This window comes from Micromonospora humi, from assembly GCF_900090105.1.
GTDB classification, from domain to species: domain Bacteria; phylum Actinomycetota; class Actinomycetes; order Mycobacteriales; family Micromonosporaceae; genus Micromonospora; species Micromonospora humi.
Map to the genome: position 1 here is coordinate 265,039 of NZ_FMDM01000004.1, position 21,004 is coordinate 286,042.

Sequence of the window (21,004 nt, forward strand, 5' to 3'; positions counted from 1 at the left end):
TCTCAGAAATTAGTTTGGGGCCTGATGATTCGGGGGCTAATCTAGCGCCCGTGAACATGGGACCGCTCGTCCGCTTCCCCGACGCGCTGCAGCACGCGCCGCTCGGCCGGCTCGTCTCCATCGCCGGCCACGTCGTCGAGCAGCACTGGGGGCGCTACCTGGCCGAGCATCACGGCCTCACCTCCGCCGGCATGCGCGTGCTGATGATCCTGCTGCGCTCCGGCGACGTCACCCACCGCGAGATGGCGGAGTTGTGCTTCGTGCGGCCGGCCACCCTCACCGGCATCGTCGACACCCTGGAACGTGACGGCTTCGTCGTCCGGCGACGGAGCCCCGAGGACCGCCGCACCGTCCAGCTCACACTCACCGACAAGGGCCAGGAGCACGCCCGCGCGATCATCGACATGATCCACAGCGACCGGCCGCTGACCTCGGTCGACGCCGACCCGGCCAAGCGTGCGGTGATCCGCGAGTTCCTGACCGAAATCATCACCGGCATGTCCGACGGGGACCTCCGTCGGTTGAACCGGGACAGCGAGTCCGACACCGAGTCGCCAACGGGGAGACATCCGTGCTGATCCGCCTGCTCCGCACCCACCTACGCCCGTACCGACGACTACTGGCCGCCGTGGTGGCGCTCCAGTTCGTCGGGACGATGGCCTCGCTCTACCTGCCCAGCCTGAACGCCGACATCATCGACCGCGGCGTCGCCCGCGGCGACACCGACCAGATCCTGCGTACGGGCGGGTGGATGCTGGTGGTCAGCCTGCTGCAGATCGCCTGCTCGATCGCCGCCGTCTACCTCGGCGCGAAGACCGCGATGGGCTTCGGCCGGGACGTCCGGGCCGCCATCTTCGGGCACGTCAACCGCTTCTCCGCCCGCGAGGTCGCCCGCTTCGGCGCCCCGTCGCTGATCACCCGCAACACCAACGACGTCCAGCAGGTGCAGATGCTGGTGCTGCTGAGCTGCACCATGCTGGTGGCCGCGCCGATCATGAGCGTCGGCGGCGTGGTGATGGCGCTGCGCGAGGACGTCGGGCTCTCCTGGCTGATGCTGGTCTGCGTGCCGGTGCTGGCCGTCGCGCTGGGCCTGATCATCCGCCGGATGGTGCCGGGCTTCCGGCTCATGCAGACCCGCATCGACACCGTCAACCGGGTGCTACGCGAACAGATCACCGGCATCCGGGTGGTCCGCGCCTTCGTCCGCGAGCCGTACGAGACCGACCGCTTCCGGGTCGCCAACACCGAGCTGACCGCGACCGCGCTGCGCATCGGCCGGCTCCAGGCGCTGATCTTCCCGATCGTGATGCTGGTGCTCAACGTCTCCAGCGTCGCGGTGCTCTGGTTCGGCGCGAGCCGGGTCGACTCCGGTCAGATCCAGATCGGCGCGCTGACCGCGTTCCTGGCGTACCTGATGCAGATCCTGATGGCGGTCATGATGGCCACCTTCATGCTGATGATGGTGCCCCGCGCCGCGGTCTGCGCGGAACGCATCGAGGAGGTGCTGGACACCGAGTCGTCGGTGGTGCCGGCGCCCGCACCGGTGACCGAGGTCTCCGGCCACGGCGAGCTGGAGCTGCGCGGCGCCGGCTTCCAGTACCCCGGCGCCAACGCGCCGGTGCTGCACGACATCTCGTTCCGGGCCCGGCCCGGCCGGACCACGGCGATCATCGGTTCCACCGGCGCCGGCAAGACCACGCTGCTGACGCTGATCCCGCGGCTGGTCGACCCGACCGCCGGCGCGATCCTGGTCGACGGCGTGGACGTGCGGGAGCTGGCCCCGGACGAGCTGTGGCGGCGGATCGGGCTGGTGCCGCAGCGGCCGTACCTGTTCAGCGGCACGGTGGCGAGCAACCTGCGCTACGGCAACCCGGACGCCACCGACGCGGACCTGTGGGCGGCCCTGGAGATCGCCCAGGCACGCGACTTCGTGACCGAGATGCCCGGCGGGTTGGACGCGCCGATCGCGCAGGGTGGCACGAACGTCTCCGGCGGCCAGCGGCAACGCCTGGCCATCGCCCGCGCGCTGGTACGCAAGCCGGAGATCTACCTCTTCGACGACTCCTTCTCCGCGCTCGACCTCGGCACGGACGCCCGGTTGCGGGCCGCCCTCAAGCCGGTCACCGCGGACGCGGCGGTGGTGATCGTGGCCCAGCGGGTCTCCACGATCGTCGACGCCGACCAGATCATCGTGCTCGAGGACGGGGGTGTCGTCGGGATGGGACGGCACGGGGAACTGCTGGAGAACTGCCCGACGTACGCCGAGATCGTGGCGTCGCAGCAGACCGCGGGGGTGGCGGCATGAGCGAACGCACCGAGCGCAGCGAGGGCCGTGAGGGCATGCCCGGCCAGCACGGCGTGACGGCGGGCAAGGGCACGGCCGTCCCGCAGCAGGGCGAGCCGAAGCGGCTGCCGCCGGCCGGGCGGCGCCCCGGCGGCCCGCCGCACATGAGCATGGGCATGCCGGCCGAGAAGGCGATGCGGTTCGGGCCGTCCGCCCGCCGGCTGCTGGGGCGACTGCGGCCGCATCGGGTCCCGCTCACCGGCGTGCTGGCGCTGGCGCTGGCCAGCGTCGGCCTGAGCGTGGTCGGGCCGAAGGTGCTCGGGCACGCCACCGACCTGATCTTCAACGGGGTGATCGGCCGGCAGCTGCCGGCCGGCACCAGCACCGAGGCGGCGGTGGCCGCGGCCCGGGCCTCGGGCAACGGCAACTTCGCCGACATGCTGGCCCGGATGGACGTGGTGCCCGGCGTGGGCATCGACTTCGACCGGCTGGGGCGGGTGCTGGCGTTCGCGGTCGCGCTCTACGTCGTCGCCGGCGTCCTGATGTGGGCGCAGGGTTGGGTGCTCAACGGCGTGGTGCAGCGCACCGTGCTGCGGCTGCGCGCCGACGTGGAGGACAAGCTCAACCGACTGCCGCTGCCCTACTTCGACAAGCAGCCCCGTGGCGAGCTGCTCAGCCGGGTCACCAACGACATCGACAACATCTCGCAGACGCTCCAGCAGACGCTGAGCCAGCTGCTCACGTCGCTGCTGACGGTCGTCGGCGTACTCGGGATGATGTTCTGGATCTCGCCGCTGCTCGCGCTGGTGGCCCTGGTCGCGATCCCGCTGTCGGTGATCGTCACCGGCCAGATCGCCAAGCGGTCGCAGCGCAAGTTCATCGCCCAGTGGACGCACACCGGCGAGCTGAACGCCCAGATCGAGGAGGCCTACACCGGGCACGAGCTGGTCAAGGTGTTCGGCCGGCAGAAGGAGGTGGAGGCCGCCTTCCGCGCCAAGAACGAGGAGCTGTTCACGGCCAGCTTCGGCGCCCAGTTCGTCTCCGGGATCATCATGCCGGCGATGTTCTTCATCGGGAACCTCAGCTATGTCGCCATCGCGGTGGTCGGCGGCCTGCGGGTGGCCTCCGGCGCGATCAGCCTCGGTGACGTGCAGGCGTTCATCCAGTACTCGCGGCAGTTCACCCAGCCGCTGACCCAGGTCGCGTCGATGGCCAACCTGCTCCAGTCCGGGGTGGCCTCGGCCGAGCGGGTCTTCGCGGTGCTGGACGCCGACGAGCAGAGCGCCGACCCGGCCGAGCCGGCCCGGGTGACCGACCCGCACGGCCGGGTCGAGTTCGAGCGGGTCTCCTTCCGGTACGACCCGGACCAGCCGCTGATCGACGACCTCTCCCTGGTCGCCGAGCCCGGGCACACGGTGGCCATCGTCGGTCCCACCGGCGCCGGCAAGACCACCCTGGTCAACCTGGTCATGCGCTTCTACGAGCTGGACGCCGGGCGGATCACCCTGGACGGGGTGGACATCAGCACCATGCGCCGCGACGACCTGCGCGGCCGGATCGGCATGGTGCTGCAGGACACCTGGCTCTTCGGCGGCACCATCCGGGACAACATCGCCTACGGGCGACCGGACGCCACCGAGGAGGAGATCCTGGCCGCCGCCCGGGCCACCTTCGTGGACCGGTTCGTGCGCAGCCTGCCGGACGGCTACGACACCGTGATCGACGAGGAGGGCAGCAACGTCAGCGCCGGCGAGAAGCAGCTCATCACCATCGCGCGGGCGTTCCTGGCCGAGCCGTCGCTGCTGATCCTGGACGAGGCGACCAGCTCGGTGGACACCCGGACCGAGGTGCTGCTCCAACGCGCCATGGCGGCGCTGCGCTCCGACCGGACCAGCTTCGTCATCGCGCACCGGCTCTCCACCATCCGCGACGCCGACCTGATCCTGATGATGGAGCGGGGCCGGATCGTCGAGCAGGGCACCCACGACCAACTGGTCGCCGCCGACGGCGCGTACGCGCGGCTCTACCGGGCGCAGTTCACCGGTGCGGTGATCTCCGACGAGGTGCCGGCGCCGGCGGGCCCGCCGGCCGGGATCCGGTCCACCGGCACGCCGGTCGGGAACTGACGTGGATCCCGCGACAGCTCCGAGGCCGGGCACCGCCCGGGTGACAGTGGGTCACCCGGGCGGCGGGGTCGGGTCAGGCCGGCGGGAGCAGGTCGGCCGACCGGCTCGCGACCACGGCCCCGATGAGGCGCAACGCGTCCGCGCGGGGCATCGGGTCGAGGCCGCGCCCGTCGCGCAGGCGCAGCGAGACCGAGCCGTCGGCCGCCTCCCGGTCACCGAGCACCCCGACGTACGGGATGCGCCGGCGGGCCGCGTCGCGGATCCGGGCGCCCAACGAGCCGCCGGCGTCGACCTCGGCCCGCAGGCCGGCCGCCTCCGCCTCCCGGCACAGCCGCCGGGCCGCGTCGACCTGCGCGTCGTCGATCGGCAGCAGCAGCACCTGCACCGGGGCGTACCAGGCCGGGAACGCGCCCTCGTGCACCTCGATCAGGTACGCGAACAGCCGCTCCATGCTGCCCACCAGGCTGCGGTGCACCATCACCGGCCGCTTCCGGCTCCCGTCCGAGTCGGTGTACGACAGGTCGAACCGCTCCGGTTTGTCGAAGTCGAGCTGCACGGTGGAGATGGTCGACTCCCGGCCGGCCGCGTCCACGATCTGCACGTCGATCTTCGGACCGTAGAACGCGGCCTCGCCGGGGGCCTCGACGGCGTCCACCCCGTCGAGCGCGGCGCGGAGCAGATCCTCGGCCCGCGCCCAGCCGGCGTCGTCGCCGACGTACCGCTGCCCCGGCCCGCGCACCGACAGGCGGAACCCGGCCGGGCGGACGCCGAGCGCGGCGTGCGCCTCGCCGATCAGCCGCAGGATCTCCCGGACCTCGGCGCCGACCTGTTCCGGGGCGCAGAAGTTGTGCGCGTCGTTCAGCGAGATGGCGCGTACCCGGGAGAGCCCGCCCAGCACCCCGGAACGCTCCGCCCGGTACATCCCGCCCAGCTCGGCGATCCGCAGCGGCAGCTCCCGGTAGGACCGGCCGCGTGCGGCGAACACCAGTGCGTGGTGCGGGCAGAGCGCCGGGCGGAGCACGAACTCGTCGTCGGCGCTCAGCCGCATCGGCGGGAACATGTCGTCGGCGAACCAGCCGAGATGCCCGGAGCGCTCGAACAGCTCCCGTTTGCCCAGCGGCGGCGAGTAGACGTGCCGGTAGCCGGCCCGGCGTTCCAGCTCCCGGACGTACTCCTCGACGGCGTGCCGGGCGGCGGCGCCGGCCGGCAGCCAGATCGGCAGGCCGGCGCCCGCGAGCGGATCGGAGACGAACAGCTCCAGGTCCCGGCCGAGCCTACGGTGGTCGATCATGTCGCTCTCCTTGATCGGGTACGACCCGGAGGCGAGCGGTCCCGGAACGCCGCGAGGCCCCGGAGCGGATCGCCCCGGGGCCTCGTCGACGGAAACGTCAGTGCGGCGCGCCGGGAACACCCGGCGTCGTGGTCCTCTCCGCGCTGCGCATGCGATGACCGTACGGCCGGTCGACCGGACGGCGCGACCGCATTTCCGGCCGGCGGGTCAGCGCTTCTCGCAGGCGACGCCGTCCTTGTCCCGGTCCAGGTGGGTGTTCTTGTTGTAGACGGTGGTGGAGACCGTGAAGTTGGCGACCGGCTTGGTGCTGCCCCGCACCTTGTCCTTCGCACCCTTCTTGCCGACGCCGTGCTTGTAGGTCTTGTTCAGCGCGGTGCAGTTCTTGTATTTCTTCGCCGCCGCCTCCGCCGGGCCGACCGCGACGGCCGCGCCGCCGCCGATCGCCAGGGTCAGGGCGAGCGCACCCCGGAGCAGGGTGGAAACCATGGAGCCTCCTGTGTGCGATTGCTGCTAGGGCCCAAGATCGTATCCGGGAAGCGCAATCAGGGAGGCGCGCTGTCGCAGGCCCGACAGCGGAGAGTGGGTGCGGGTCGCCGGCACGGGACCTGCCGACGACCCGCGGCGGCCCGGGCATCGGGAACGGGGGACCCGACGGCTCCGGTGCCGCGTCCCGTCAACGGTACGCCGGTACGCACGGATCCGCCGCCCCGGTCGATGCCCCCATCCGGGAACTGCGGGCGGGACGACCGCCGTGGCTGAGCTCATCGCCCACGTCGCGTCGCCCGCGTGGGCGTACGCGCTGCTGCTGGCTCTGCTGGTCGCGGACGCCTTCGTCCCGGTGGTGCCCACCCAGGTCATCATGATCACCAGCGGTGCGCTGACCGTCTACGGCGGGCTCAGCCTGCCGGTCACCATCGCGGTCGGCGCGGCCGGCGTCTTCGTCGGAGACCTGGCCTGCTATCTGCTCGGCCGCACCACGCCGGCCCGCCGGGCGGCCCGGCACACGACCCCGGGTCGGGCCCGCCGCGCGGTCGCCCGGGCCACCCGGCGGCTGCGCGAGCCCGGACCGCTGGTGATCCTGCTGTGCCGGTTCGTGCCCGGCGGCCGGATGGCGGCCTGCTTCTCGGCCGGCCGCAGCCGCTACCCGTACCGCCTGTTCCTGCTCTACGAGGCGGTGGCGGCGATCGGCTGGGCCGGCTACGGCGCGCTCGTCGGCCACCTGGGCGGTGCGGCCCTCACCCAGTCGGGGTGGCGGTTGCTGCTGATCGCCGGCGTGGCCGCGGCCGGGTTCGCGGCGGCCGGCTGGGCGATGACCTGGTTGGGCACCCGGCAGACCGCGACGCCACGAGCACGAGACCACAGCGAAGGGGAACCGATCATGAACAGTGGAGCGAACTGGCGCGACGTCCGGGCGAAGGCCCAGCGGCTCGACCCCACCTGGAACGATCCCGAGCGGGTGGCCCGACGCCGGCAACTGCGGGCGCAGATGCTGGCCGCGGTGGACGGCGCGCGGCCCGGCTCGGCCGGCGAGGAGTCGAACCGAGCCGAGACCCCGGTCGACTGAGTCGCGGGATTTCCACCGACACCCGCTAGGGGGCGACCCGGGGATCGAAGTGGGTGGCGGTCCCGGATCCGTCTCGGGCGGCTCCGGCGACAGGCTGGGCACATGCCTGGAACCCGGAGCAGCGGCCTGCTGGCCCTCGGCGGGATCGCCCTGGCGGCGGTGCTCGCCGTGATCGGTCACCTCGAGGTGAACGACGACCTGAGCCCCCTGTCGCTGACCGTCAGCGACTTCGCCGTCTCCGACCGGGGCGGCGTCATCGACACCGCGATGGCGGTCCTCGCGGCGGCCACCGCCGTACTCCTGCCGTCGCTGCGCCGGGCCGGCGCGGACCGCACGTCGATCGCGCTGCTGGCGGCCTGGTCGGCCGGGCTGCTGGCCGCCGCGGTGGTGCCCACGAACGAGCCCGGCCTGCCCATGGACGCCGCGGCCTACGTGCACCGGTACGCCTCGGTGCTGTCGTTCCTGGCGCTACCGGTCGCCGGCTGGCTGCTCGCCCGCCGGCCGGGCGGCCCGCCCGCTCGGCGGCTGCGCGCCCTGACCGTGACCAGCCTGCTGCTGGCCGCCGCGATGATCTGGTCCGCCTACCCCGGCGACCGCGCCCTGATCGGCCTGGCCGAACGCCTGCTCATCCTCACCGAGACCGCGCTCCTGGCCACCGTCGCCCTCCACCTGGCGCTCGCCGCCGATGGTGTTGACATTCCCGTCCGAGCCGTGGGTAACGTCGGGGGCGCCGCGCGGCGCTGAGCGTCGACACAGGAGGATCGAAGCGATGGACTCGGTGCGACCAGGCGACGGCAAGCGGGGCAGTCGGACCACCCATCGGTACGCCGTGGTCGACGTCTTCGCCGACCGCCCGCTCACCGGCAACCCGCTCGCGGTCGTCACCGACGCCGACGATCTCACCGACGAGCAGATGGCGGCCGTCGCCGTCGAGTTCAACCTCTCCGAGACCACGTTCGTCCGCCGGCCCACCCGGCCCGGGGCCGACCACGCGCTGCGCTGCTTCACCGCCGGCGGCGAGGAGGTGGGCGGGGCCGGCCACAACGCGCTGGGCGCCTGGTGGTGGCTGGTCACCGTCGGCGCCGCCCGCTCGCCGGGCGCCGTTCAGGAACTCGGTGGGCAGACCCTGCCGGTGCACGTCGACGTCACCGACGACGTGATCACCATCGGGCTCGACCAGGGGCCGGCCGAGCTGGCCGAGTCGCCGGTGACGGGGCAGGAGGTGGCCGAGGCGCTCACCGGCGGCGACCCGCTGCGGCTGGACCCGGCGCTCCCGCCGGTCACCGGCTCCGTCGGCAGCACCCACCTGCTCGTCGCCCTGGCGTCCCCGCGGGACGTCGACGCCGCCGATCCCTACGGGCCGACCCTGGCGCGGGTCCTGGCCGCCGCCGGGGCCGAGGGCTGCTACGTCTACAGCCGCGCCGACGACGGGCACGACGCGTACTGCCGGTTCTTCAACCCGACGGTGGGGATCGCCGAGGACCCGGCCACCGGCACCGCGGCCGGTCCGCTCGCCGCCCACCTGCACCGGCACGGGCTCGCCGGCGACCGGGCGCGGTTCCTCCAGGGCCGCGCGATGGGCCGCCCCTCGGTCCTGACCATCGACGTCACGCCCGCGGGGACCCGACTCACCGGTCGCTGCGCCCTGGCCGCGACCGGTGAGCTGTACCTCTGACGTGGGCCGTCCTACTCCAGCTCGTGCAGCATGAGCTGGCGGGCGGCCTCGGTGATCGAGCCGGACAGGCTCGGATAGATCGTGATGGTGTGGGCCAGCTCGTTGACGGTGAGGTTGTTCTCCACCGCCATGGTGATCGGCAGGATCAGCTCGCTGGCCTTCGGCGCCACCACCACACCGCCGATCACCTGGCCGCTGGCCGGCCGGCAGAACAGCTTGACGAAGCCGTCGGCCAGGTCGTCCATCTTCGCCCGGGCGTTGCCGGACAGCGGCAGCATCACCTGGCGGGCCGGGGTCCTGCCGGCGTCCACCTCGTCCTGCGAGACGCCGACCGTGGCCAGCTCCGGGTCGGTGAAGACGTTCGCCGCGACGGTACGCAGCCGCAGCGGCCGGACCGCCTCGCCCAGCGCGTGCCACATGGCGATCCGGCCCTGCATGGCCGCGACGCTGGCGAGCGGCAGCACACCCGTGCAGTCGCCGGCCGCGTAGACGCCCGGCACGTTGGTCCGGGACACCCGGTCGACCGTCACGAAGCCGCCCCGGGCCAGCTCGACGCCGTATTCGGCCAGGCCCAGGTCGGCGGTGTTCGGGATCGAGCCGACCGCGATCAACGCGTGCGAGCCGGAGACCTGCCGCCCGTCGGAGAGCACCACCTCGACGCCGTCGCCGACCCGGCGCACCGCCTCGGCCCGGGAGTTGTTGAGGATGCTCATGCCCCGGTTGCGGAACACCCGCTCGATCGCCATCGCGGCGTCGGCGTCCTCGTGCGGCATCACCCGGTCGCGACTGGAGACCAGCGTGACCCGTACGCCCATGGCCAGGTAGGCGCTGGCGAACTCGGCGCCGGTGACGCCGGAGCCGACCACGATCAGGTGTTCGGGCAGCTCGGGCAGGTCGTAGACCTGACGCCAGGTCAGGATCCGCTCGCCGTCGGGCACGGCGGTGGGCAGCTGGCGCGGGGTAGCGCCGGTGGCGACCAGCACGGTGGAGGCCCCGACCGGGTACGCGGGCGAGCCGTCCGCCGGGGTGACGATCACCTGGTGGGTGTGGCCGAGCGTGTCCTCGCCGAGCCGCGCGGTGCCGGCGACGAACTCCACCCCGGCCTTGACCAGCTTGGTGTGGATGTCGGCGGACTGGGCCAGCGCGAGCCGCTTGACCCGCTCGTGCACCGCCCGGGCGTCGACCGTGACCGCCTCCAGGCCGTCCGAGTGGATCCCGAACTCCTCGGTGTCCCGGTAGCCGGTGACCACCTCCGAGCTGGCGATGAAGGTCTTGGACGGCACGCAGTCGGAGAGCACGCACGCGCCGCCGGCGCCGTCCGCCTCGACCACTGTGACATCGGCGTCCAGTTGGGCGGCGACCAGCGCCGCCTCGTATCCGGCCGGTCCGCCGCCGATGATCACGATCTGGCTCACGGAGCCATCCTTCCGTCTGTGCTCACAGTGACTTTCTTCTCCCCGTCGCGTCCGACACGCACTGTCGTATTCTCCCCCACCCGCCGACCGGGCTATCGTCGTCGCCGTGCGTCTCTACGCCGCTTACGGCTCAAACCTGGACCCCGCTCGCATGCGCGCCTACTGCCCGCATTCGCCGATGGTGGGCACCGGCTGGCTGGAGGGGTGGCGACTCACCTTCGCCGGCGAGGACGTCATCGGCTGGGAGGGCTCGGTCAGCACCGTGGTCGAGGAGCCGGGCGACCGGGTCTTCGTGGCGCTCTACGACATCCACCCCTACGACGCCGCCCAGCTCGACGAGATCGAGGGCGTGACCGCCGGGACCTACCGCAGGCTGACCGTCCGCGTCTCGACGCTGGACGGGGACGTGACGGCGTGGGTCTACGTCTTCGACGGCTACGAGGGCGGCCTGCCGACGTCGTGGTACCTGTCGGAGATCGCGAACGCGGCGGAGAAGGCGGGCGCGCCGGACGACTACGTCACCGAGCTGCGGTCCCGCCCCACCGGCACGGCGTCCGCGTAGCGCGTCTCCCACCCCGACAGTGTGCGCCGGGCGGTCGTCCGCCCGCTCGGCGACCCCGATCCGGGGGGCCCGGGTCACACCTGCGGGGCGGGCACGCTCCGCTCGTACACGTCGACCCAGCGCTCCTCCACCAGCCCGACCGAGCGGTAGAGGGTGACCGGCGCGGTCGGGTTGGCCAGGTCCACGCCCAGCCCGGCGCGGGCGCGGCCCTTCGCCGCGTAGACCGCGAAGGCCCGGCGCAGCAGCGCCGCGCCCACCCCCCGCCGGCGGTGGGCGGGCAGCACGGACAGCGTCCGGACCCAGCCCGCCCCGTGCTCCACCGCCTGGTCGGAGGACTGCAGGGCACCGGCCGGCTCGCCGTCGACCTCGGCCACGAACCACTCGTCCCAGACCTTGGCGTACGACGGGAGCAGCTCCCGCCAGCGGTCGAAGTCGAGCGGCTCGTGATCGAGCGTGTCCTGGAACGCGGTGTCATAGATCCGGTGGAACAGCCGCAGGTCGGCCTCGTCGTCGGGGCGCAGCGGCCGGACCGTCACCCCGGCCGGCGGCGCCGGCTCGGCGGGCAGGTCGGCCAGGGAACGGCTCATCCGGATGTAGCGCTTGATCCGGGTGAACCCGGCCGCCACCAGCTCGCCCGCCCAGCGCGTCTCCGGCGCGTACACGCCGGCGCGGGCGGTCAGCGCGGCCACGCCCCGCTCGGCGGCGCGTTCGGCGACCCGGTCGAGCAGCCGGGCCAGCAGCGGGGCGCGCAGCTCGGCGCCGCGGTCGGGGTCGACGAGCACGTCCACCCACTCCCGGCCCACCCCGGTCGGGTTGTTCAGGATCGACCAGGCCACCGCCGACCCGTCCGGGTCGGTGACCAGCCAGGAGTCCTGGGACGGGTCGACGAAGGGCGCGGTGAGCGCATCCCGGACGTCCTCCGCGTCGAAGTCGGGGTGACCCACCGCGAACGTGTCGGCGGCGTGCACCACCGCCAGGATCGCGGGGACGTCGTCGAGGGTGGGGCGGCGGGCCGTCCAACCGGCGGGGAGCGTCACGCGGCAGATCCTGGCAGCCGGACCGTCGGCGCCTCCCATTTATCCGTGCCGGGCGTGCAGCCGCGCGGCGGTGAGCAGGTCGACCAGTTCCGCGCCACCGGCGGCGCCGAGCGCGTGGAACGCCGGGGACACCAGCCGGTCGGTCACGGCCTCGGCCCAGATCCGGCGCCGTACGAGCGGACCGACCGGCGGGTAGGGCGGCGCCCACCCGCAGGCGGCGGCGCCCGCCTCCCCCTCCGGCCCGGCCAGCACCGCCTCCAGCGGCGTCAGCCCGGAGGCCCGTACGGCCAGCAGGTAGGCCCCGGCGAAGTGCTCGCGCAGCAGCAGCAGGCCGACGGCGGCGCGGGCGGCGGCGGACGGGTCGGGCATCGGCATGGCCCGCCAGGCGGCGAAGAGCGGCATGGCGCTGCCGTCCGCCGCGTCGACGGCCCGGCCGAGCAGCCCGGCCAGCCGGGACACGCCGGGCGCGTCGCCCAGCCGCGACGTGCCCCACCGGCAGCACTCGGCCAGGTTGGCGGCGGCCACCTCCAGCGGTGGCACCGCGCGCGCCGCGGCGTCCCAGCCGTCGGCGACCGCTTCCGGGGCGATGAAGCCGAGCGCCGACGCCACCGTCTCGGCGCGGACGTCACCGAGCGCGCCGGCCCGACCGGTGATGTAGAAGGCCCACCCGGAGATGCCGAGCAGCCGGGCCCGGCGCAGCGTCGACGGGCAGCGGGAGAACGCCTCCCCGAGCTCCAGCACCAGCGGTTTGCAGGCGGCGGCGACCTGCTCCGGAGTCATCGACGACCCACCGTCGTCCGTCCACCGTGGCCGTTCATCGCGCTCAGTCTGCCCGTTCGTCACCGATCTCGGCATCCCCCTCTTCGGCGTCGAGCGCCTCCAACACGGCCTCCACCTCGCCGGCCCGCCGCCGGGCGGCGGTGACCGCCCGTTCCGCGCCCCGGCGGGCCAGCCGGGCCCGGCTCAGCTCCTGCTCGGCCACGGCCCGGCGACGCTCCAACTCGGCCAGCTCGGTCTCGATCCGGTCCAGCGTGGCGGCGCCGTCCCGCTCGGCCGTGTCCGCCCCGGCCAGTTCCCGCTCGGCCCGGTCCAGGTCCGCGCGCGCCCTCGCCATCTCGCGGGTGGCCGCGCGCCGCCGCTTCGCCCGTTCGGCCCGCGCCGCCCGCGCGTCGCGGGCCCGGCGCGCCTCGGCCCGCTCGGCCGCCACCCCGTCCGGTCCGCCGGACCCGACCGGCTCCGTCGGTCCGCCGGACCTCCCCGCCCCGCCCGGTGCGCCGGGCCTGCCGACCCGGTACGTCTCCTCGCCGCCGGTGACCAGGCGGAGCTGGGGGCGGGGCACCTCGCCGAACCCGGCGTAGTGGCTGGACCGCAGCAGCCGCCCGGTGCGTACCTGCTCGGCCACCTCGGTGTCGGAGAGCGCGGCGTTGAGCGTCGCCTCCACCTCGCCCAGCGGCAGCTTCCCGGCCGGCGGGGCGGCCGGCTCGGCGGCGGCCAGCCGGCGTACCTCGGCGACCAGTGCGCCCACCACGGCGCGGCGCTGGGCGGAGAGTTCCCGGAGTTCGCCGCCGCGCAGGTCGCGTTGCGCGGCGCGGAGCGACTCGGCGAGCCGGGTCAGGTCGGCGACCAGTTCGGGTCGCCGGATCGCGAGCAGGTTGACCAGCCAGGCCGCGACGGTGGGCCGCCGCAGCCGGCCGATCTCCCGGGCGGTACGCGGATCGCCGGCCTCGCGTGCCTGCGCGACGGCGGCGTCCCGGGCCGCGACGAACCTCTCCGGCGGCGTGGCGTAGAGCCGCCGGACCACCTCGACGGGAACGTCAGGCATCGATCCGGGTGCCCGGCTCCAGACGGCGGTAGTCGGTGTTGGACATCGCGGTGTACTGCCGGTCCAGCACCCCGAAGCCGTTGGCGTTGAGCAACCCGTCGTGCAGCGCGTACGCCCGACGCGGCGCGACCGCCCGGATGAAGTCGAGCACCTCGGAGAACTTCGACCAGGGCGCGTGGATCGGGGCGAACAGCGTGTCGACAGGGGCGTCGTCGGGGACGAACAGCGCGTCGCCCGGGTGGTAGACCGTGTCGTCGAGGAGGTAACCCAGGTTCGGGATCACCGGGAGATCCGGGTGGATCACGGCGTGCCGGCCCCCGTACGCCCGCACCGGCACCCCGGCGGCGGTGAACGACTCCCCCGGCGCGACCGCGACGAGCGCCTCGGCGGCGTCGCCGAGCACCTCGGCGAGCGAGGCCGGCCCGTGCACCGGCACCGGCCGCCGCTCCAGCGCGGCGGTCAGCGCCGGGACGTCCACGTGGTCCGGATGCTGGTGGGTGATCAGCACCGCGTCCGCCCCGTCCAGCGCCTCGGCCGATGCGCTGAAGACACCCGGGTCGACGACGAGCACTCCCCCGTCGTGCTCCACCCGGAGACAGGAGTGGGCGTACTTGGTGAGCTGCATCGTGACTCCTCGAATATCGAATCGTGACGTCCTCAGCGCAGTCTGCCGGAACCGGCGCGACAACGCGTCGCGTCCGAGGTATCGGCCCCGGCTTGCGGGGCCGTCGACGATCGGAGCGGGGAGATGGGCGGACGACGACTCCGGGGCACGGCCCTGGCAGCGGTGGGACTCGCCGCGGTGCTGGCCGTGGGGGCCTGTAGCGCGGGCGGGGACAGTGGTGGAAACGACGCGGCGGCGCCGGCCGCCGAGGGCGGCAAGGACGCCGGCGCGGCGCGGGACCAGGACCAGGCGGCGCCCGGCGGGACCGGTGGCGCCGACCTGCGGGTGGACCAGCGGTCCATCATCTACACCGGGACGATGCAGGTCCGGGTGGACGACGTGGACACCGCGGCGCGGGAGGCGACCGCGGCGGTCACCGCGGCCGGCGGCTTCGTCGGCGGGGATCGGCGGTCGAGCCAGTCGGCCGACGCCCGGGCGGTGCTGACCCTGCGGGTGCCGGCGGAGAAGTTCGCGGGCGTGATCGACCAGTTGGCGGGCTACGGCAAGCAGGAGCGCCGGGAGATCCGCACCGAGGACGTCACCGAGCAGGTGGTCGACCTGGACGCCCGGATCGCCACCCAGCGGGCCCGGGTGGAGAGCGCCCGCAAGCTGCTCGCCCAGGCCAGCTCCGTGGACCAGTTGGTCACGCTGGAGAACGAGGTGGGCACCCGGCAGGCGGACCTGGCCGCGCTGGAGGCGCGCAAGCGCCGGCTGGCCGACCTGACCGCGCTCTCCACCATCACCGTGACGTTCCTGGGCCGGGACGCCAGCACCGCCGAGGAGGGTGCCGACCTCGGCTTCCTCAGTGGTCTCGGTGGCGGCTGGGCCGTCTTCCTCACCTCGGTGCGCGTGCTGCTCACCGTGCTCGGCGCGCTGCTGCCGTTCGCGGTGGTGATCGGCGTACCGCTGTGGCTGCTGCTGCGGTGGCGACGCCGGCGGCCCCGGCGGACCCCGCCGCCGGCCGGACCGAACCCGCCGGGGCCGCCGTTCGGGCCGCCCGGCGGTCCGGTCAGCGCGCCGCCGCCAGTGCCCGCAGCGCGGTCTGGACCATGAGGCGTACGCCCGTCTCGATGGCGCGCTCGTCCACGTCGAAGGAGGCCCGGTGCAGGTCCACGTTGGGACCGTTCCGGCCGACGCCGAGGCGGGCGAGCGCGCCGGGCACGTGCTCCAGATACCAGGAGAAGTCCTCGCCGCCCATGCTCTGCGGCGTCTCGGCGATGCCCTCCGGGCCGAGTGCCGACGCGGTGGCCGCGGTGAACACACCGATCGCCCCGGCGTCGTTGGTCACCGGCGGGCGGCCACGCAGGTATTCCAGGTCCACCGTGGCACCGGTGGGGGCGAGCACGTCCCGTACCACCTGAGCCACGATCTTGGGCGCCTGGTCCCACGTCTCCCGGTCCATCACCCGGAGCGTGCCGGCCGCGGACGCCTCGGAGGGGATGACGTTGTAGCGGGTGCCGGCCGACGCGTGGCCGAAGACCAGCAGCAGTCCGCTGTTGGCCGGTACCCGGCGACTGATCAGCGTGGGCACCTCGGTGACCAGCCGGCCGAGCGCGTCGACCAGGTCGACGGTCAGGTGCGGGCGGGCGGTGTGCCCGCCCGGCCCGGTGAGCCGGACGGTGACGTTGTCCGCCGCGGCGGTGATCGGGCCGACCCGCAGGCCGACCTTGCCCACCGGCAGGTTCGGGTCGCAGTGCAGCGCGAAGATCTGCACCACGTCGTCCAGGCCGCCGGCCTCGATCACTTCGAGTGAGCCGCAGGGCAGGATCTCCTCGGCCGGCTGGAAGATCAGCCGGACCCGGCCGTCCAACTGCCCGAGGTCGGCGAGCTGGGCGAGCAGCATGCCGACGCCCAGCATCACCGCGGTGTGCACGTCGTGGCCGCAGGCGTGGCAGACGCCGTCCACCGTCGAGCGGTAGGGCACGTCCTTCGGGTCGCTCAGCGGCAGCGCGTCGATGTCGGCGCGGAGCGCGACCACCGGTCCGTCGGGGCGGCCGTCGATGTCGCAGATGACGCCGTTGCCCTTCGGCAGCAGGCGCGGCTTCAGCCCGGCGAGCGACAGCTCGCGGTGCACCAGGGCCGCCGTCTCGAACTCCTCGCCCGACAGTTCCGGGTGGGAATGGATGTGACGGCGGGTCGCGATGAGGCCGGGCACCCGCAGCGCGAGCAGATGGTCGAGCTCGAAGGGCAGGGGCTGGGAACCGGTCGGCGACTCGGGCCGGGACGACGCCAGCGGGCCGCCCGAAGGCAGCGTCAACGCACTCGTCACGTCGAATTCTCGATCACTAGAGAAGGAAGGATCATCGGGTAGAACAGCAGACAGCCTAGACCCCCGGCGGTGACGCTGCGCAACATCTTTCCCGTAGCGGTCGGACCGCGCAGCGTCACGAATGCCCTGGTGGGAGTGCTCGAATATCTGCGGGACAGCAGGTAGATCGTGGTCGGACGCCGTCATCTGCCCCCCACCTCCTACAACGCGTAACCGATTCATCGGTCACCAAATAGTGAGTCGTCGTTCCGAATTGTCGCATTAGTCGCGGCAATTAACTGCCGCTCCGACAATTGCCCGACAACATTCGGCTGCCGGGCGACTCCCGACGGTGACATGACCGCCCGGCGATCGCCCGCACAGGCTGTCCGTCCCGTTCACCCGATCGGGTTACCCGTATTCCGAAATCGCACACCCGGACGCGACGCGGCCCACGCCGGCACACCCGGCGGGTGTGCCGGCGTGGGCCGCCGACGTACGCGTCAGAACCGGTCGCTCGGCCGGTAGATCCCCCACACCGCCCGCAGCGTCCCGCACACCTCGCCGACCGTGGCGCGCGCCCGCAGCGCCTCCTTCATCGGACGGAGCACGTTGGCGTCTCCCTCGGCCGCCGCCCGCAGCTCGGCCAGGGCCCGCTCGACCGCGCCCCCGTCCCGATCGGCGCGCAGCTTGGCCAGCCGCTCCGCCTGGGCCGCCTCGATCGTCGGGTCCACCCGCAGCGGCTCGTACGGCTCCTCCTCGTCGATCCGGAACCGGTTGAGCCCGACCACCACCCGCTCGCCCGCGTCGATCTCCTGGGCGATCCGGTACGCCGACTGCTCGATCTCCCGCTTCTGGAAGCCGGCCTCGATCGCGTCCACCGCCGAGCCGTGGTCGGCGACCCGCTCCATCAGCGCGGTGATCGCGGCCTCCAGCTCGTCGGTCATCGCCTCCACCACGTACGACCCGGCGAACGGGTCGACCGTGGCGGTGAGGTCCGTCTCGTACGCCAGCACCTGCTGGGTGCGCAGCGCCAGCCGGGCCGCCTTCTCGGTGGGCAGCGCGATCGCCTCGTCGAAGCTGTTGGTGTGCAGCGACTGGGTGCCGCCGAGCACCGCGCCCAGGCCCTGCACCGCCACCCGGACCAGGTTGACCTCGGGCTGCTGCGCGGTGAGCTGCACGCCGGCGGTCTGGGTGTGGAACCGCAGCATCATCGACTTCGGGTTCTTCGCGCCGAACTCGTCGCGCATCAGCCGGGCCCAGATGCGGCGCGCGGCGCGGAACTTGGCGACCTCCTCCAGCAGCGTGGTGCGGGCCACGAAGAAGAACGACAGCCGGGGCGCGAAGTCGTCCACGGCCAGCCCGGCCGCGAGCGCCGCCCGGACGTACTCGACGCCGTTGGCGAGCGTGAACGCGATCTCCTGCGCGGGCGAGGCGCCGGCCTCGGCCATGTGGTAGCCGGAGATCGAGATGGTGTTCCACTTCGGCACCTCGGCCCGGCAGTAGGCGAAGGTGTCGGCGACCAGCCGCAGCGAGGGCTTCGGCGGGAAGATGTACGTCCCCCGGGCGATGTACTCCTTGAGGATGTCGTTCTGGATGGTCCCGTTGAGCGCCGGCCCGGGCACCCCGGCCTCCTCCGCCACCAGCTGGTAGAGCAGCAGCAGCACGGAGCCCGGCGCGTTGATGGTCATCGAGGTGGAGACCTTGTCCAGCGGGATGTCGGCGAAGAGCGTGCGCATGTCCTCGATGGAGTCGATCGCGACGCCGACCTTGCCGACCTCACCGTGCGCGATCGGGTCGTCCGAGTCGTACCCCATCTGGGTGGGCAGGTCGAACGCGACGGAGAGGCCCATCGTGCCCGCGCGCAGCAGCTGGTGGTAGCGGGCGTTGCTCTCGCTCGCGGTGCCGAAGCCGGCGTACTGCCGCATGGTCCACGGACGGGACGTGTACATCGTCGGGTAGACCCCACGGGTGTACGGATAGTCGCCCGGCTCGCCCAACCGGGAATCCAGGTCCGCCGGAAGGTCGGCCGCCGTGTAGACGCCCTTGATCGGGAAACCCGACTCGCTTGACCGCGCATCGCTCATTACCGGATGGTAGGACGCGGTCGCCACCAGGCGGGTGAGGGATACCGCACACCGGGAAGCGGGCGACCGACCGGAGGTGAGTAGCTGCCCACGTACCGTCGAGTAGGTAAACGCCCGTCGCGTCGGGTTTCGCATCGGGCGTCGGAACCAGCAAGATAGAGGGGTTGTGTCCCAGCCCCCTCGATATCCCCCGGTGGCTTTTCTGTGACTCAGATTCCGACGTGGAGCGGTGGACCGGCCAGTCCCCCCACTGGACGCGCGGCGCCCGGCACCACCATCGGTGGTCGCTACTCGTTGCGCTCCCCGGTGGGCAACGGTGGCATGGGCACGGTCTGGCGGGCCACAGACACCCTGCTGCGCCGCGACGTGGCGGTCAAGGAGGTCGTCCTCCCGCCGGGGCTCGCCCCCAGCGACCGCGACGCGCTCTACGAACGCACGCTGCGCGAGGCCCGCGCCGCCGCCGCGATCCAGCACCCGGCCGTGGTCCAGGTCTACGACGTGGTCACCGAGGGTGGCCGGCCGTGGATCGTGATGGAACTGCTGGACGCCCGCAGCCTGGCCGACATGGTGATCGAGGACGGGCCGGTCGCGCCCCGCGCGGTCGCCAAGATCGGCATCGCCCTGCTCGGCGCGCTGGAGGTGGCCCACGCCCTCAGCGTGCTGCACCGCGACGTCAAGCCGGCGAACGTGCTGATCTGCACCGACGGCCGCTGCGTGCTGACCGACTTCGGCGTCGCCCGGATGCCCACCGACGTGCAGCTCACCACGCCCGGCATGGTGCTCGGCTCGCCGCACTTCATCTCCCCCGAGCGTGCCATGGGCCAGGAGTTCGGCCCGCCCAGTGACCTGTTCTCGCTCGGTGTGACGCTCTACACCGCGGTCGAGGGCCGGCCCCCGTTCGACAAGGGCGACCCGATCGAGACCATGCACGCCGTGGTCGAGGACCCGCCCGCCACCCCGCAGCGCAGCGGCCCGCTCACCGGCGTGCTGATGGGCCTGCTGGAGAAGGACCCGGCCCGCCGGCTCGACGTGCACCGCGCGAGGGCCATGCTGCGCGAGCTGCTGGCCGGCCCGCTGACCAGCACCGCCACCGCGGTCAACTCGGTCACCGACCCGTACGCCGTGGTGCCGGTGCCGCGCCCGACCACGCCGCCGGCCGTCGCCGCGGAGCCCAAGCCGGGCGGCCAGATCGGCGGCCGGGCGATGATCGGCCCGAGCGAGTCGCTGACCGACCGGCTCGCCGCGCTGCGCCGCGGTGAGCGCCCCGGCGCGAAGCCCGCGGCGGGCGCCGCGGCGCTCGACGAGACGAGCGCCGACGCGCTGGCCGGGCCGCTGCACACGCCCACCGGCGCGATGTCCGGGCCGGACGCGCCCGAGGCCACCCCGCGCATCTCGTCGGACGCCACGGTCCGCTTCGGCCGGGGCGCCGGCTCCGACGCCACGCAGCGCGTGCCCACCGGCCCGCCGGCGACCTACGGCGGTGCCGCCGACGCCACCCAACCGGTGTACGGCGGCAACCAGTGGTCGGTGCCCGGCACCGGGCAGCCGTGGACCACCCCGGCCACCGCGCCGGCGCAGAGCGGCGGCGCGGTCGGCACCGCGAAGGGTCTCGTCGGACGGGTCAAGGCGTGGCCCCGCAAGGTGCAGCTCGCCGCCGCCGGCGGACTGGCCGTGGTGCTGCTGGTGAGCGTGATCGCGCTGACCAGCGGCGGCGACGACGCTCCCCCGCCGATCGTGGGCACGCTGCCGTCCAACTCGGCCGCCGCCCCGCCGGTGGATATGCAGGAGCAGTCCGTCAAGGGCGTGACCATCCAGGTGCCGAAGGGTTGGCAGCGGCAGACCGGCGGCCTCTTCGTCGACTACGTCGACCCGGAGGACGAGGGTCGCAAGGTGCGGGTCATCGCGGAGAAGTGGGGCGGCACCTCGATCAGCTGGGCCGAGTTCGCCTCGCGGAACCTGAAGAGCAAGACCGCCAACAGCAAGACCTGCCCCGCGCCCTACACCGAGTTGTCGGTCTCCGAGCAGCCGCTCGCCGGCCAGACCGGGGGCCAGCTCGAATACACCTGCGGCGAGGGGGACGGCATGCGGCACGGCATCTGGCGGGGGCTGGTGAAGGACGGCAAGGTCTACTCGTTCTACCTCTCCTCCACCGACGCGCGCTTCGCCGAGAGCAAGCCGATCTTCGACGCGATGGTCGGTTCGTTCCAGCTCACAGGGGCCAACTGAGTC

At 73.3% G+C, this 21,004-nt stretch carries 18 protein-coding genes; 9 read left to right on the plus strand and 9 right to left on the minus strand.

Annotation, left to right across the window (positions count from 1 at the left end; genetic code table 11):
* Positions 1–56 precede the first annotated feature (56 nt).
* The 3 genes from GA0070213_RS09550 to GA0070213_RS09560 are packed head-to-tail and all read left to right on the plus strand — an operon-like array spanning position 57 to position 4,410.
* Positions 57–578, plus strand: a complete 522-nt coding sequence (locus tag GA0070213_RS09550) for a MarR family winged helix-turn-helix transcriptional regulator (protein WP_091060909.1) — start codon at positions 57–59, stop codon at positions 576–578.
* Positions 572–2,305, plus strand: a complete 1,734-nt coding sequence (locus tag GA0070213_RS09555; protein WP_091060912.1) for an ABC transporter ATP-binding protein — start codon at positions 572–574, stop codon at positions 2,303–2,305. The genes GA0070213_RS09550 and GA0070213_RS09555 overlap by 7 nt, the downstream gene beginning before the upstream one ends.
* Before the next feature lie 35 nt (positions 2,306–2,340).
* Positions 2,341–4,410 (plus strand): ABC transporter ATP-binding protein, encoded by a 2,070-nt coding sequence (locus GA0070213_RS09560; RefSeq protein ID WP_091061494.1) that lies wholly within the window; start codon positions 2,341–2,343, stop codon positions 4,408–4,410.
* 73 nt (positions 4,411–4,483) lie between these two features.
* Here GA0070213_RS09560 and thrS read toward each other — a convergent pair whose 3' ends face one another.
* Together thrS and GA0070213_RS09570 are read right to left on the minus strand one after the other, a co-directional pair.
* Entirely contained in the window at positions 4,484–5,701 is a 1,218-nt protein-coding gene (gene thrS / locus GA0070213_RS09565; RefSeq protein WP_091060916.1) for a threonine--tRNA ligase, read from the minus strand.
* Between the two features lie 207 nt (positions 5,702–5,908).
* Positions 5,909–6,187 (minus strand): excalibur calcium-binding domain-containing protein, encoded by a 279-nt coding sequence (locus tag GA0070213_RS09570; protein ID WP_091060919.1) that lies wholly within the window; start codon positions 6,185–6,187, stop codon positions 5,909–5,911.
* Positions 6,188–6,452: 265 nt separating this feature from the next.
* Between GA0070213_RS09570 and GA0070213_RS09575 the strand changes: the two genes are divergently transcribed.
* The 3 genes from GA0070213_RS09575 to GA0070213_RS09585 all read left to right on the plus strand — a co-directional run bounded on the left by GA0070213_RS09575 (position 6,453) and on the right by GA0070213_RS09585 (position 8,940).
* Positions 6,453–7,265, plus strand: a complete 813-nt coding sequence (locus GA0070213_RS09575) for a DedA family protein (protein WP_342670494.1) — start codon at positions 6,453–6,455, stop codon at positions 7,263–7,265.
* A gap of 102 nt (positions 7,266–7,367) precedes the next feature.
* On the plus strand, positions 7,368–8,009 hold the full coding sequence (locus GA0070213_RS09580; protein ID WP_091060922.1) for a DUF998 domain-containing protein: 642 nt from the start codon (positions 7,368–7,370) through the stop codon (positions 8,007–8,009).
* A gap of 25 nt (positions 8,010–8,034) precedes the next feature.
* Entirely contained in the window at positions 8,035–8,940 is a 906-nt protein-coding gene (locus GA0070213_RS09585; RefSeq protein ID WP_091060926.1) for a PhzF family phenazine biosynthesis protein, read from the plus strand.
* A gap of 11 nt (positions 8,941–8,951) precedes the next feature.
* Here GA0070213_RS09585 and GA0070213_RS09590 read toward each other — a convergent pair whose 3' ends face one another.
* Positions 8,952–10,355: an NAD(P)H-quinone dehydrogenase gene (locus GA0070213_RS09590; protein ID WP_091060931.1), complete on the minus strand. Its 1,404-nt coding sequence runs from the start codon at positions 10,353–10,355 to the stop codon at positions 8,952–8,954.
* A 106-nt stretch (positions 10,356–10,461) separates the two neighbouring features.
* On the opposite strand from GA0070213_RS09590, the gene GA0070213_RS09595 reads away from it, so the two are divergent.
* Positions 10,462–10,917, plus strand: coding sequence for a gamma-glutamylcyclotransferase (locus tag GA0070213_RS09595; protein ID WP_091060935.1), 456 nt, complete (start codon positions 10,462–10,464; stop codon positions 10,915–10,917).
* Positions 10,918–10,991: 74 nt separating this feature from the next.
* Here the strand turns inward: GA0070213_RS09595 and GA0070213_RS09600 are convergent, their stop codons facing one another.
* The 4 genes from GA0070213_RS09600 to GA0070213_RS09615 are packed head-to-tail and all read right to left on the minus strand — an operon-like array spanning position 10,992 to position 14,401.
* The gene (locus GA0070213_RS09600) at positions 10,992–11,954 is read right to left on the minus strand and encodes a GNAT family N-acetyltransferase (protein WP_091060938.1); all 963 of its coding nucleotides are present in this window, start codon (positions 11,952–11,954) and stop codon (positions 10,992–10,994) included.
* A gap of 39 nt (positions 11,955–11,993) precedes the next feature.
* Positions 11,994–12,734 (minus strand): SCO6745 family protein, encoded by a 741-nt coding sequence (locus GA0070213_RS09605; protein WP_091060941.1) that lies wholly within the window; start codon positions 12,732–12,734, stop codon positions 11,994–11,996.
* A gap of 43 nt (positions 12,735–12,777) precedes the next feature.
* On the minus strand, positions 12,778–13,776 hold the full coding sequence (locus tag GA0070213_RS09610) for a hypothetical protein (RefSeq protein WP_091060944.1): 999 nt from the start codon (positions 13,774–13,776) through the stop codon (positions 12,778–12,780).
* Positions 13,769–14,401, minus strand: a complete 633-nt coding sequence (locus GA0070213_RS09615) for an MBL fold metallo-hydrolase (protein WP_091060948.1) — start codon at positions 14,399–14,401, stop codon at positions 13,769–13,771. The genes GA0070213_RS09610 and GA0070213_RS09615 overlap by 8 nt, the downstream gene beginning before the upstream one ends.
* A 123-nt stretch (positions 14,402–14,524) precedes the next feature.
* Between GA0070213_RS09615 and GA0070213_RS09620 the strand changes: the two genes are divergently transcribed.
* Positions 14,525–15,493, plus strand: a complete 969-nt coding sequence (locus GA0070213_RS09620) for a DUF4349 domain-containing protein (protein WP_091060953.1) — start codon at positions 14,525–14,527, stop codon at positions 15,491–15,493.
* Here GA0070213_RS09620 and GA0070213_RS09625 read toward each other — a convergent pair.
* Both GA0070213_RS09625 and GA0070213_RS09630 read right to left on the minus strand, forming a co-directional pair.
* Positions 15,450–16,709, minus strand: a complete 1,260-nt coding sequence (locus tag GA0070213_RS09625; RefSeq protein WP_091060956.1) for an amidohydrolase — start codon at positions 16,707–16,709, stop codon at positions 15,450–15,452. The genes GA0070213_RS09620 and GA0070213_RS09625 overlap by 44 nt on opposite strands.
* Before the next feature lie 482 nt (positions 16,710–17,191).
* The gene (locus GA0070213_RS09630; protein WP_091060959.1) at positions 17,192–18,775 is read right to left on the minus strand and encodes an acyl-CoA mutase large subunit family protein; all 1,584 of its coding nucleotides are present in this window, start codon (positions 18,773–18,775) and stop codon (positions 17,192–17,194) included.
* A gap of 204 nt (positions 18,776–18,979) precedes the next feature.
* Between GA0070213_RS09630 and GA0070213_RS09635 the strand changes: the two genes are divergently transcribed.
* A complete protein-coding gene (locus GA0070213_RS09635) occupies positions 18,980–21,001 on the plus strand; it encodes a protein kinase domain-containing protein (protein ID WP_091060962.1) in 2,022 nt (673 codons plus the stop codon).
* Positions 21,002–21,004 lie beyond the last annotated feature (3 nt).